Genomic DNA, 12638 nt, shown 5'->3' on the forward strand with positions numbered 1-12638 from the left:
GAACGATGAGTGAAGTGATCGCCCGTACGCTGCGATTCGACGGGTTGTCCCTGTCCTACCAGCTGGTGCGCAGCCCGAGCCCGTCGATCGAGCCGGTTCTGGTCATCGGGGGCGTGCTGCAGGGCATGCACGGCTGGTCGATCATGGAGCAGCACGTTCTTCCCCGGGCCGACTTGATTTCCGTTGATCTTCCCGGTGCGGGCGATTCGACACCGTTGCGGCCGCAGCAGGGCATGGAGGTGATGTGCCGGGCCGTGGAGGTGATCCTCGACGACCTCGGCGTCGACCGCGTCAACTTCCTCGGCTATTCGTTCGGCTCCGCGATCGCGTACCGCTGCGCGCAGCGGCGGCCCGAGCGGGTCGCCCGGCTGGTGCTGGGCGGGGTCCCGGTGCGCATCAGCGATCGGCTCGTGGCCCTGTGGACGCGTGCGGCACAGAGCATGGGTGCGGGCGATCCCCAGGGCATGGTGGACATCCTCATGGAGATGTTCCTGTGCCCTGCGGGCCGGGCGCGCGTGCACAACGGTGACATCGTCCGCAGACTGGTGCGGCGCATCACCTTGCGTGCGTTGACGGAGAATGCGTACGGCTTCGCCACCATGGAGCGGTCGGTCCTGGAGAACCTCGACCCCGTGGGCGGGCTGGACGGTGTGCCCACGCTCGTGTTCTGCGGTGAGCACGACACCATCAGCTCGCTGGCCGAGCAGCGGGACTTCGCCGCCGGCATCGGGGACTGCCGGTTCGCCGCGATCGGCGAGGCGGACCACTGGGTGTTCCTCGAGCGGCGGGAGGCCGCCACCGATCTGGTGATGCGGTTCTTCACCGGTCGTCCGGTGGCCGGTCTGCCCTATCTCGTCGGCCAGGACTCCGTCAGCCGCGCGGCGCACGACGCCACCGACGTGAGGGTCGGCTGACACGTCGCCGGCCCGATGTTGCGGGCGACGGCACGGATACGAGGAGAGCGCGTGACCAAGACGGTCTTGTGCGGTCTGGGAGGCTGGCTGCCCCCGACCGTCGTGGACAACGAGCAGATGATGGCCCCCGCCACCGCCGCCTTCGTCCGGCGCCGCATCGGCGTCGCCAGTCGCCACCGGGTCGCGCCGGGCAGTGCGACTGTCCACCTCGCCACTCAGGCAGGGCGACACGCCCTGCTCAGCAGCGGCATGCCGGCGGTGGACGCGCTCATCGTGGCGACGACGACACCCGACCGTCTCTGCCCTGCCGGGGCCCCCGAGGTCGCCAGCGAACTCGGCATGACCGGGATTCCCGCGTTCGACATCAACGCCGGCTGTTCCGGTTTCCTGTACGCCTGCGAACTCGCCCGTGGTCTGATCGCCGGCGGGAGCACGCGCAGCGTCCTGGTCATCGCCGCCGAGACGGCCTCCGCGATGGTCAACCCCGCTGATCCCGACACCGCGCCCATCTTCGGCGACGGCGCCGGCGCCGTCGTCCTGCGCGCGGCCCGCCCCGCGGAGGCACCCACTTTCGGACCGGGGGTGTGGGGCAGCGACGGCACCCGGGCCGACATCATCGCCATCCCCGCGGGCGGTGCCCGCCGCCGCACCCCCGACGTCACGGGCGATGAACTCTTCCTGCACCTGCGCGGCAGCGAGGTCCTGCGCCACGCCGTGCGCCGCATGAGCAACGCGGTACGCCAGGCTGTCAGTGCCGCGGGCTGGACCCTCGACGATGTCGACGTGCTCCTCACCCACCAGGCGAACGCGGCGATCACCCACGCCGTAGCCGCAGCCCTCGCCTTCCCCGCCGCCCGGATGCCCTCCAACATCGAGACGGTCGGGAACACCGCAGCCGCCTCGATCCCCCTGCTGCTCGTCCACGCCGCCGCCGAGGGAACGCTCAAGCCGGGCCAGCGCGCGGTCCTGGTGGCCTTCGGCAGCGGTCTCTCCTGGGCCGCGACCACCTGCGTCTGGCCGGAGAACCTCGACCCGCGAACCTGACCGTCCAACGGGAGAACCCTGATCGTGCCCGACATGCTCACGACCGTCATCGACATCCTGACCGTAAACGCCGGTCTGCCTCCGGAGCCTGTGACCCCCGACGCCACGCTCACCGGCGCGGGCGTCGACTCCATGGCCATCGCCGTCCTGGCGATGATCCTGGAGGAAGACCACGGCCTGGCCGTCACCGAGACCGACCTCTCCGGCGTCCGTACCATCGCCGACCTCGCCGACTTCATCGAAACGCACCAAACGGCCACAGCATGACCTGCGCCGCCGACGCCCCGCCCGTCGCGGCCGACCATCCCGTCCGGTGGCGAGGCCGCACCTACCCCTGCCGCACAGTGATGCCGCAGGGCCCGGCGTCGGCGACGCCCCTGCTGATCCTCAGCGGCGGGCTGCAGACCCGGCATTCATGGGCGCGCCTGGAACGCCACCTCGCGCCCCTCCATCCCCTCGTCATCCCCGATCTGCCCCCCGCCCGCAGTCCCGGCACCCTGCCGGGCACGCAATCCCTCACCTGGGACGACCTCACCGACGCCGCCCTCCACGCAACCGGCAACCTGGGTATCGAGCAGTTCGCCGTCCTCGGCGTCTCCTCCGGCTTCCCCATCGCCTACCGCCTGGCACAACAGCACCCCGACCGCGTCAGTGACCTGGTGCTTTTCGGCGCCGCACCGCACCCGGGGCCCCGCCTGACCGCACTCATCCACGAAGGGCTGCGCCGCGAGACGGGTCTGATGCCGCCCGACCGCAACCGCAGGCCGGCAACGGAAGCAGCTCCCGGCGACGGGGCGACCACGGTTCCAGGCGCTCACCGGGAGGCCGCCGAACGACTCGTCAGCGTTCTGACCAACCCAGAGGCAGGCCGGCACTGTCTCATGATCCGCGCCGCCGCCCGCGTGATGCTCACCCAGCTGACCGCCTCCTCGCAGGACCCCCTCGTCCGCTACATCGCCGACCGCGGGCACCTCCTCCTCACCACTCCCCTGCCACCCGGCGGCATCAGGTCCGTCCGCGCGCTCGTCGGCGCCGGAGAACACGACACCGTCACACCCGTCGACGACAACCGAGCCGTCGCCGCCACCATCGACAACGCCACGTTCATCGTCATGAAGAACGCCGACCACCTCCTGCACATGGAACGCGACGCCGACTTCGCCGACGTCATCACCCGCTTCCTGCACCATCGGCCCCTCACCACGCCCGACACCGTGGTCATCACCACAGCGCCGACCACACCGCCCACCCGGCCGTGCCATCCGGACCCGGCGGCATCAGCACATCACCCCCACCACAGGAGGCCGCGCCGTGCTCCCGACAACCACTGACAACCCGGCCCTACGGGTGCTGGTGGCCACCTGGGGCACCGCGGGCGACATCGCCCCGTACACCGGAATCGCCGTCGCGCTCAAGGCCGCCGGCCACCGCGTCACCGTCGTCACCTCCAACCGCTACGCCAGACGCTTCACCGACCACGGCATCGCCGTACGCGCCATCCCGCTCGACCACTTCGAAGAACGGGCGAGCCAGGCCAAACCCTGGCTCGAACGCGTCCGCAACGGACAGGCCATCAGCACCGAGGCCGCCTCCGTCATGCTCGGCACCGCAGCGGAGGGCCAGGACATCCTCCTCACCCACCCCCTGCTCCACCCCCTGGCCGCCGTCATCGCCGAAGCACTGCACCTCCCGTGCGTCGGCGTCTACACCGTCAGCCACGCCATGATGATTCCCCGGCTCATGGCCGCACTGCCCTGGAGACGGCACAGCGTCGCCGACCTCACCGTCAGGCTGCTGATGAGTCCGATGTACGCACCGGCCCTGTCCTGCCTGCGCCGCACGCTCGGCATGCGCATGCGGCGGATGCACGACCTCGTGGGCACGCTGCGCCACCAGCCGGTCCGCTACGGCATCAGCGACGCCCTGCTGCCCCCGGGCTTCACTCTGCCCCTGAGCCAGAGCACCACCGGCCACTGGCCACCGGCCCGCCCGCCCGGCTGGTCACCCGACCCACGCCTGCAGGACTTCCTCGACAGCGGTCCCGCCCCGGTCTACTTCGGCTTCGGCAGCATGGACGAGGTCAACGGCGAACACCTAGCCCGCACCATCGTCCACACCGCGAAGAAGTTGAGGGTCCGCGCTGTCGTTCAGGCCGGCTGGGCCGGGATCCACGCCGAATCCGACGACCTCCTCACCATCGCGGAATGCCCCCACGACTGGCTCTTCCCCCATATGCGCGCCGCTGTCCATCACGCCGGACCCGGAACGACCCACGCATCCCTCGCAGCAGCAACGCCCACCCTCCCCGTCCCTGTGGGCCGCGACCAGCCCTTCTGGGCGTCCCGGCTCACCGCGCTCGGCCTGTCCCCCACCTCCCTTCCCGTACGCCAGGTCACCACCGCCCGTCTCACCCACTCCCTCCGGCAGACCCTCCTCAACGAGGAATACGGCCACAACACCCGCCGCGTCCAAGCCCGGCTACGACAGCAGGACGGCATTTCCCGCCTCGTGCAGGACATCTCCACACTGGCCCGATGACCAGCAGCGGGCAGAGCCAGCCGTGGATCAGCTCGGGCGCAGGCCCCCCGAGCCCGACCATGCCTGGAACGGGTGGACGCTTGTGCCCGCCTGGGCTGATAAGAAACACATAAGATCTACGTGCATGGCGGGGGCGGGGTCGGGCACACGGTGCCTCGGAGGTTGATAACTATGGTTCCCCTGCTTCTCGTTCTTCTGCTGGCACTGATCCTCTTCGGCGCGGGTTTCGCGGTGAAGATTCTCTGGTGGGTCGCCATCGCCGTCCTGGTCCTGTGGCTGGTCGGCTTCGTCGCCCGCCCCAAGGGCAGCAGCGGCCGCTGGTACCGCTGGTAGCCCTACGACAACACCGCAGCCAGAACGCTGCATGCCGGTGGCCTGGACCCCCGTCCCGATCGGGGGTCCAGGCCACCGGCATGCCCGCGTACCCGAACCCGCCGTCGCCGGGTGCCGTGGAGCATGCGGAGGGGCCCTGGTGCCTATGGCACCAGGGCCCCGAAGGAACTGCTACACCATCTGCCGGCCTTGGTACTGCGCCGGCCTACTTGCCCGCCTGCCCGACCTGAGCTGCGCCGGGGTGCGGGGATCGCGGTTGCTCGACCGGAGACCACCTCACCAACGATGTCCTGCGGTACCCGGACCTCGTGTCGCGTCCGGGCGATCCTGATGGCCCAATCCCTCCGTTCATCCCTCGGATGATCAACTGCTTACCACGGGGAACTGCTGATACTGCCGATACTGCCGATACTGCCGGTGATGCGAACTGCTCGTACTGCTCGCGGCCTGATCGTGCACCGCGCTCCGGCAGCCAGCCCCGTCGCCCGTCCTGCATCTGCTCTGGCTTGGAACCCCACTACCGGACCTCCCGGCGCGGACGTCCACCTTCGACGCCCGGACCGAGGTACTGCCGGGTACTGCGAACTGCGGGTACTGCACCACTGCGTCAACTGCTCGCGGTCGCCCCTGATGACTGCGGGCCACCCGGTCCGGTGATCAGTCCCGTCGCCGACCTGCACACACCTGGCTTCGACACTCCACCACCGCACCGTCATACGGGTACTGCCTTTACCACTGCCCGGCAGTTCGTCTCTGCCGGGCCCTGCGGTCTCTCTGGGCTACGAGAGAAACCATAACCACCCCACCACCCAATGTCTACTCCGGCCGTCATAGATTTTCGGGCGAGATGCCATGAGGAAAACGAACACCACCAGGCACCGGCCGCCCGGGGGCGCGCCGGAGCTCGTGGGGGTGGAGCGGGAGGAGGGAGACGCCGGAAAGCGGCCGCCCCGGGGCCGGGCGGCGTGCTCCGCCGGGCCGGGTGCGGTCAGAAGCCTTCCGGCCCCATGACGATGAACGGCTTCGCCGCCGGGTCGAGGGTCTCCAGGACCTTCTTCATGGCGTCCTTGGGGATGCCGACGCAGCCCTGGGAGGGGCCGTCGTGGTCCACGTGGAGCCAGATGTTGCCGCCCTTCTCCTCGCCCTCCGGCTTGGACGGGTCCAGCGGCGAGGTGCCCGGCGTGCGGTTGAAGTCGATGGCGACCACGTAGTCGAAGGAGCCCGCCAGGGACTCGCCGTTCACCCCGCGGCCCGAGGCCACGAAGGAGGCGTCCTTGTCGTACGGGAGGCGGGTGCCGGCCGGGGCGGCCAGCAGACCGCCCGCGTCGGTGAGCGCGAAGACGCCCTGCGGGGACGTCAGATCGCCGTACGTGCGTTCCGTGGACCAGCCCTTGGCGCCGTTGCGGGCCGGCCAGCTCTCGGCCCGGACCCAGTCGGCGCCGGCCGCCGGACGGGTGTACAGGGCTGCCGTGGACTCCGAGGAGTCGCGGCCCTTCCCGGTGACCAGGATGAGCTGGCGGGAGTCGGCCGGGATGCGGTCGCGGGTCTCCTCGCTGATGCCGGACAGGCCCTGGAGGAGGTCCCGCTGGGCGTCGCGCGCGGCGCGGACGGCGGACTGCGGGCGGGCGTCCGAACGGGCGGTGGCCGCGGCGGCCGCCTTGTCCGGGCCCTGGGCGAGGTAGACCCAGCAGGCCCCGGAGGCCAGCAGGCCGAGGGTGGCGGCCAGCACCACCCGGCGGGAGGCGCGGGGGGTACGGGGTCGGCGGGAGCGGGCCCGGGCGTGCTTGCTCATTGAACCGACCGTACAGCAGCAGGTCTTCAGCGGCGCTGAACCGCCGCCCCCCGTGGCCCGCGGAACACGGGGAACCGGACGCGGACCGTCAGCCCGCCCTCCGGCTCCGGGTTGGCCCGCGCCACCAGTTCGGCCCCGTGCGCCCGGGCGACCGAGGCGACGATCGACAGCCCCAGTCCGGCCCCCTCACCTGCGGTGTGCCGTCGTTCGGCGCTCCGCCGGAACGGCTCCAGCAGCCGCGGGACGTCCGCCGGATCCACCACCGGGCCCGTGTTCGACACCGTCAGTTCCCCGTCCCCGGACACCTCCAGGACGATCCGGCCGTCCGGGCGGTTGTGACGCACCGCATTGGCCAGGAGGTTGCGCACCAGGTGGCCCAACAGGGCCCGGTCGCCCCGTACAGTCAGCGGCGCGAGGGTCGGTACGACGGTCAGGCCCTCCTGCGGGCAGGCCGCCAGTTCGGCCGCGGCCAGCTCCGCCAGGTCCACCGGACCGGTGGCCTCCAGACCCTCCTCCGACACCGCGAGGAGCAGCAGCGACTCGACGAGGTGCTCGCTCGACTCGGCGACGCCGATGAGCCGGTCCCGGATGCGGGCTACCTTCTCCGGCGGCGGGTCCCCGGCCAGCCCGATCTCGGCGGCCGCCCGCTGCACCGCCAGCGGTGTGCGCAGTTCGTGCGCCGCGTTCGCCGCGAACCGCCGCTGGGCGGAGACCAGGTGCTCCATCCGGCCCAGCATCGCGTCGAAGGTGTCGGCGAGTTCCTTGAGCTCGCCGGGCGGCGCGTCGAGGGCGATCCGTTCGTCGAGGTTCTCGCCGGAGAGGCGGCGCGCGGTCTCGGTGATCACCCCGACGGGGCGCAGCACCCGGCCGGCCATCCACCAGGCGAGCCAGATCGACAGCACCGCGAACACCGCCAGGGCCAGCAGGGAGTACACCAGCAGCCGGTGCTGCGTGGCGTCGGTGACGGCGTCCGAGACGTCGTGCGTGAAGGCGTAGCTCTTCAGCTGGTCGGCGGTGGGGGCCGCGCCCGGGGGGAGCCGCTGCGCCGGCACCCAGGGGCGTTCCGGCTCAGCCGGGTAGCCCTTGGTGAGGTCCAGGTAGGCGGGGCTCGCCGTGCGGACGACCCCGGTGACGCTGGAGTACAGGCCCTGGCCGACCAGGACGTAGACCAGCGCCACCAGGCCGCCGCCCGCGAGCAGCAGCAGCGACCCGTACAGGGCGGTGAGGCGGCCGCGCTCGGTCCGCGGCAGGAGGCGGGACGGGCGCCGCACCGGGTGAGGGCGCGTCACGGGGTGCGGGCGCGTCACCCGGTGAGGGCGCGTCACCGGGCGCGGGCGCCTGACCGGGTCGGGCCGCCTCACCGGGGGATCCGGTAGCCCGCGCCGGACACGGTCTCGATCAGCGGCGGCTCGCCCAGCTTGGCGCGGAGCTTGCTGAGGGTGACCCGGACGGCGTTGGTGGAGTAGCTGGTGCCGTCCTCCCACACCTGCTCGATGAGGTCGTCGTTGCCGACGACGGCGCCCTCGGCGCGCAGCAGCGCTTCCAGTACGGCGAACTCCTTGCGGGACAGGGCGAGCCGGCGCCCGTCCCGGGTGGCACTGCGCCGGGCGGTGTCGACGGCGACGCCGGCCTGCTCCAGTACGGGTGGCAGGGCGGGGCGGGCGCGCCGGCCGAGGGCCAGGACGCGGGCGAGGAGCTCGTCGTACGCGAAGGGTTTGGTGAGGTAGTCGTCGGCGCCCAGCCCCAGGCCCTCGACGCGCTCCCGCACGGTGCCGGAGGCGGTCAGCATCAGGACCCGGGTCAGGAGCCGCTCGCGCACGACCTGGCGGCAGACCTCGTCGCCGTGGAGCCCGGGCAGGTCCCGGTCCAGGACGAGGACGTCGTACTCGCCCAGGCGCAGCCGCCGCAGGGCCTCCATGCCGTCGCCCGCCTCGTCGACGGCGAGCGCGTCGCGGCGCAGCCCCTCGGCGATCATCTCCCGGAGGAATTCCTCGTCCTCCACCACCAGTACGCGCATGCCGTCCTCTTTACCGGAGATCGACATTTCGCCGTTGTAAGCAGGGGCGGAGAGGGAAGCGAAACCCCCTTCCCGCGCAGGCTCGGGCCCATGAAGCGATCCCTGATCATGACCACGGCCGCGGCCATCACCGGGCTGGCCCTCGCCGTCACCGGCTGCGCGAACGGGAACTCCGACGGGAAGTCCGACGGGAAGAAGGACGCGGCGGGCTCCGACAAGGGCTCGGGCGGCGGGTCCTCGTCCGGGTCGTCGTCCGCCTCCGGGTCCGGCGCGGACGCCGACCGCGCGGTGAAGCTGCGCCAGTGCCTGCGCGAGCACAGCGTCGACGCCCCCGATCCCGAGCCGGGCCAGGACCCCCGCGGCATGACGCTGGGCGGCGGCGCGGACCCGCAGAAGATGCAGGAGGCCATGAAGACCTGCGGGATGGGCGGCCCCGGCTCGGGCAAGGAGCCCACCCAGGAGGAGAAGGACAAGGAGCTGAAGTGGGTCCGCTGCATGCGCGAGAACGGCATCCAGCTCAAGGACCCCGAGTACAACGGCGGCATGAAGTCCGCGATCGAGATACCCGCGGGACAGGAGAAGACGTTCGAGGACGCCCAGAAGAAGTGCGAGGCGGCCCGCTCGTGAAGAGGCGCGGGAAGTGGCTCCTGGCCTCGCTGGCCGCGGTGCTCGCGGCCTCCGGCGGCGGCTACGCGGTCATGGCCCAGCCGCGCCACGACGGCGGCGGCGGCGAGCACAGCGAGGCCGGTCTGCCGCCGGCCACGGCCCCGGTGACGCGCGGGGACCTCGGCGCGGCCGTGCAGGCGGAGGGCACCCTCGGCTACGCGCAGGAACGCAGGCTGAACGCCGGCGGACCGGGCGTCCTGACGTGGATCGCGGACGAGGGCGCGACGGTCGAGCGCGACGGGAGGCTGTACGAGGTCGGCGGCCGGCCGGTGCGGCTGCTGTACGGGTCCACGCCCATGTACCGGCCGCTGAAGACCGGGGACAAGGGCGAGGACGTCAAACAGCTCAAGCGCAACCTCCAGGCCCTCGGCCACGGCACCGGCCTCGACGCGACGGACGGCACCTTCACGGAGGGCACGGCGACGGCCGTCAAGCGGTGGCAGAAGGCCCACAAGGCCAAGGAGACCGGCGAGGTCGCCAAGGAGGACGTCGCGTTCGCGTCCGGACCGCAGCGGATCCGCAAGCGGGACGCGGCGGTCGGCGACGAGGCGGCGCCCGGCAAACCGGTGCTCACGGTGACCGGTACCGAGCGGGTCGTCCGGTTCCGGATGGAGGCCGGGAAGGCGGGCGCGGCGAAGACCGGCGAGAAGGTGACCGTACGGCTGCCGGGCGGGGCCGCGGCGAACGGGAAGGTCGAGTCGGTGGGCAGCACGGCGGGCGACGACGACGGCTCGGGCGGCGGTGGAGGCGCGGGCGGCTCGGGCGGCGGAGGCGGTGGCGCGGGCGGCGGAAAGAAGGCGGAGGTCGAGGTGGTCGTGGTGTTCGACGACCCCTCCGCCGTCACCGCTCCCGACCGGTCCCCGGTGTCGGTCGGCCTGACCGGCGAGACCCGCAAGGGCGTCCTCTCGGTGCCGGTGTCCGCGCTGCTCGCCCTGGCGGGCGGCGGCTTCGGCGTACAGGTCGTCGAGGACGGCCGGGTCCGCGAGGTCGGCGTGGAGCTGGGCCTGTTCGGCAACGGCCGGGTCGAGGTGACCGGCGACGCCCTCACGGAGGGCATGCAGGTGGGGGTGCCGAAACTGTGACGGCCATGACGACACGCCCCGACGGCCGGCTCGACCGCGGCCCGGTGGCCCCCGCCCGGCCGGTGGTCGAGCTGGCCGGGGTCACCAAGGAGTATCCGGGCGGGGTGGCGGCCCTGCGCGGGGTCGACCTGACCGTCGCGAGCGGCGAACTGCTCGCCATCGTCGGGCCGTCCGGGTCCGGCAAGTCCACCCTGCTGCACATCGTCGGCACCCTGGACCGGCCGACGGCCGGGCGGGTCGCCATCGCCGGGTACGACGTCGCGGCGCTGTCGGACCGCGCGCTGTCGGCGCTGCGGTCGCGGCACGTCGGCTTCGTCTTCCAGTCCTTCCACCTCGTACCGGGCATCAGCGCGCGGGCGAACGTCGCCGAGGGGCTGCTGTACAGCGGGCTCTCGCGGGCCGAGCGCGGGCGCCGGGCGGCGACGGCCCTGGAGCGGGTCGGCCTCGGCGACCGGATGGACCACCGGCCGCACGAACTGTCCGGCGGGCAGAAGCAGCGCGTGGCGATCGCGCGGGCGGTGGCGGGCGCACCGGACCTGCTGCTGGCCGACGAGCCGACCGGCGCGCTGGACACCGCGTCCGGGGAGTCGGTGATGGACCTGCTGCGGGAGCTGAACGCGGACGGGGCCACCATCGCCGTCATCACCCACGACCACGAGATCGCGGCGAGCCTGCCGCGGCAGGTGCGCATCCGGGACGGGGAGGTCGTGGCGGACGTCCGCAGCCCCGGGCCGGCGGACACGGTGGCCCTGGGCCGGGTGGCCGCGGACACCACGGGCACGGCCGGGGCGGGGGCGGCATGACGGGCAGCAGCACGCGGGACGCGGACGGCGCCGACTGCCGGGGCGACCCCGACGGCGGCGCGAACGGCTGCGCGGACGGCGAACCGGACGGCGGCGCGGACGCCGCCCGTACGGAGGACCGGTCGGGCGGCGGGCGGGGCGAGGGCGGGGCGCGTACGCGCCGCCGTCACCGCACCCGTACGGGCGCGGTCGCGGGGGCGCGGAGGCTGACGCCGCCGCGCCTGTCCCCCCGGGACGTCCTGCACGTCGGGTCGGCCGGCCTGCGCTCGCGCCCCATGCGGGTGTTCCTGTCCGCACTCGGCATCGCCATCGGCATCGCGACGATGATCGCGGTGGTCGGCATCTCCTCGTCCAGCCAGGCCAAGCTGCTGCGGGAACTCGACGCCCTGGGCACCAACATGCTGGTCGCGACGCCCGGCAAGGGCATGTTCTCCGGCCAGGACACCAAACTGCCCGAGGACGCCCCCGGCATGATCTCCCGCATCCGGGGGGTCGAGTCGGTCGGCACCACCGGGGACGTGGCGGAGTCCGTACGCCGGTCCGAGAACATCCCGGCGGAGGAGACAGGCGGCATCGTGCTGAAGGCGGCCAAGGACGACCTCCTCGGCACCCTTCGGGCCCGGACGGCCAGCGGCACCTGGCTCAACGACGCCACCGGCCGCTACCCCTCGGTGGTCCTCGGCGACGTCTCCGCGCGCCGGCTCGGCATCACGGGACCCGGGCAGCAGGTCTTCATCGGCGGCCGGTACTTCACGGTGATCGGCATCCTGGAACCGATCCCGCTGGCCCCGGAGATCGAGCGCTCCGCCCTGATCGGGTGGGACGCGGCCCAGCAGCTGCTGGGCTTCGACGGCCATCCGACGGCGGTGTACGAGCGGTCCGCCGACGAGCGGGTGGCGGACGTCCGCGGTCTCATCCCGCACACCGCCAACCCGCAGACCCCGAGCGCCGTCGAGGTCACCGACCCCTCGGCGGCCCTCCAGGCGAAGGCGGCGACGGAGGGCGCGTTCAGCACCCTGCTGCTGGGCCTGGGCGGGATCGCGCTCCTGGTGGGTGGGGTCGGTGTCGCCAACACCATGATCATCTCGGTGCTGGAGCGACGGCACGAGATCGGCCTGCGCCGCTCCCTGGGCGGCACGAAGGGGCAGATCCGGATCCAGTTCGTGACGGAGTCCCTGCTGCTGTCCGGACTGGGCGGTCTGGCCGGCATCGCCCTGGGCGGCGCGGCCACGGCCGTGTACGCCGCGGCGGGCGACCTCCCCTGGGTGGTCCCCCTCTGGGCGGTCACGGGCGGCTTCGCCGCCACCCTGGCGATCGGCACGGTGGCCGGGCTCTACCCCGCGGTCCGCGCCGCCCGCCTCTCGCCGACGCTCGCCCTGGCGGCGGGCTGAGGGCGGCGGGGGCGGGGGCAGGTGCTTGCCCCTGCCCTTGCCGTGCCCCGCGGCGGGC

13 protein-coding genes are annotated in these 12638 nt (G+C 72.7%); 10 read left to right on the forward strand and 3 right to left on the reverse strand.

Features of this window, described 5'->3' with window-relative positions; translation table 11 throughout:
- Positions 1-5 precede the first annotated feature (5 nt).
- From ACZ6S8_RS29365 to ACZ6S8_RS29390, 6 genes are all read left to right on the forward strand, one after another.
- On the forward strand, positions 6-914 hold the full coding sequence (locus ACZ6S8_RS29365) for an alpha/beta fold hydrolase (protein WP_469460429.1): 909 nt from the start codon (positions 6-8) through the stop codon (positions 912-914).
- Between the two features lie 51 nt (positions 915-965).
- The gene (locus tag ACZ6S8_RS29370) at positions 966-1958 is read left to right on the forward strand and encodes a 3-oxoacyl-ACP synthase III family protein (protein ID WP_469460430.1); all 993 of its coding nucleotides are present in this window, start codon (positions 966-968) and stop codon (positions 1956-1958) included.
- 33 nt (positions 1959-1991) lie between these two features.
- The gene (locus ACZ6S8_RS29375; protein WP_469460431.1) at positions 1992-2225 is read left to right on the forward strand and encodes an acyl carrier protein; all 234 of its coding nucleotides are present in this window, start codon (positions 1992-1994) and stop codon (positions 2223-2225) included.
- On the forward strand, positions 2222-3289 hold the full coding sequence (locus ACZ6S8_RS29380) for an alpha/beta fold hydrolase (protein WP_469460432.1): 1068 nt from the start codon (positions 2222-2224) through the stop codon (positions 3287-3289). Before ACZ6S8_RS29375 ends, ACZ6S8_RS29380 begins: the two co-directional genes overlap by 4 nt.
- Positions 3270-4496 carry a glycosyltransferase gene (locus tag ACZ6S8_RS29385; RefSeq protein WP_469460433.1) on the forward strand — a complete coding sequence of 409 codons (1227 nt, stop codon included), beginning with the start codon at positions 3270-3272 and terminating at the stop codon, positions 4494-4496. Before ACZ6S8_RS29380 ends, ACZ6S8_RS29385 begins: the two co-directional genes overlap by 20 nt.
- A 171-nt stretch (positions 4497-4667) precedes the next feature.
- The gene (locus ACZ6S8_RS29390) at positions 4668-4829 is read left to right on the forward strand and encodes a hydrophobic protein (RefSeq protein ID WP_267726032.1); all 162 of its coding nucleotides are present in this window, start codon (positions 4668-4670) and stop codon (positions 4827-4829) included.
- A 988-nt stretch (positions 4830-5817) separates the two neighbouring features.
- Here ACZ6S8_RS29390 and ACZ6S8_RS29395 read toward each other — a convergent pair.
- The 3 genes from ACZ6S8_RS29395 to ACZ6S8_RS29405 form a co-directional block, all read right to left on the reverse strand.
- Complete coding sequence (locus ACZ6S8_RS29395) at positions 5818-6621, reverse strand: L,D-transpeptidase family protein (protein WP_469460434.1); 804 nt, start codon at positions 6619-6621, stop codon at positions 5818-5820.
- 26 nt (positions 6622-6647) lie between these two features.
- Positions 6648-7892: a sensor histidine kinase gene (locus ACZ6S8_RS29400; protein WP_469460435.1), complete on the reverse strand. Its 1245-nt coding sequence runs from the start codon at positions 7890-7892 to the stop codon at positions 6648-6650.
- 86 nt (positions 7893-7978) lie between these two features.
- Positions 7979-8638 carry a response regulator transcription factor gene (locus ACZ6S8_RS29405; RefSeq protein WP_469460499.1) on the reverse strand — a complete coding sequence of 220 codons (660 nt, stop codon included), beginning with the start codon at positions 8636-8638 and terminating at the stop codon, positions 7979-7981.
- Between the two features lie 90 nt (positions 8639-8728).
- Here ACZ6S8_RS29405 and ACZ6S8_RS29410 point away from each other — a divergent pair, with 90 nt between their 5' ends.
- From ACZ6S8_RS29410 to ACZ6S8_RS29425, 4 genes are read left to right on the forward strand one after another with little or no spacing between them, the layout of a single operon-like run.
- Entirely contained in the window at positions 8729-9265 is a 537-nt protein-coding gene (locus ACZ6S8_RS29410) for a hypothetical protein (protein WP_469460436.1), read from the forward strand.
- A complete protein-coding gene (locus ACZ6S8_RS29415; protein WP_469460437.1) occupies positions 9262-10386 on the forward strand; it encodes a peptidoglycan-binding protein in 1125 nt (374 codons plus the stop codon). The genes ACZ6S8_RS29410 and ACZ6S8_RS29415 overlap by 4 nt, the downstream gene beginning before the upstream one ends.
- 5 nt (positions 10387-10391) lie before the next feature.
- Entirely contained in the window at positions 10392-11189 is a 798-nt protein-coding gene (locus ACZ6S8_RS29420; protein ID WP_469460438.1) for an ABC transporter ATP-binding protein, read from the forward strand.
- On the forward strand, positions 11186-12580 hold the full coding sequence (locus tag ACZ6S8_RS29425) for an ABC transporter permease (RefSeq protein ID WP_469460439.1): 1395 nt from the start codon (positions 11186-11188) through the stop codon (positions 12578-12580). Before ACZ6S8_RS29420 ends, ACZ6S8_RS29425 begins: the two co-directional genes overlap by 4 nt.
- Positions 12581-12638: the final 58 nt, after the last annotated feature.

It is taken from the genome of Streptomyces sp. NPDC048461 (assembly GCF_055587105.1).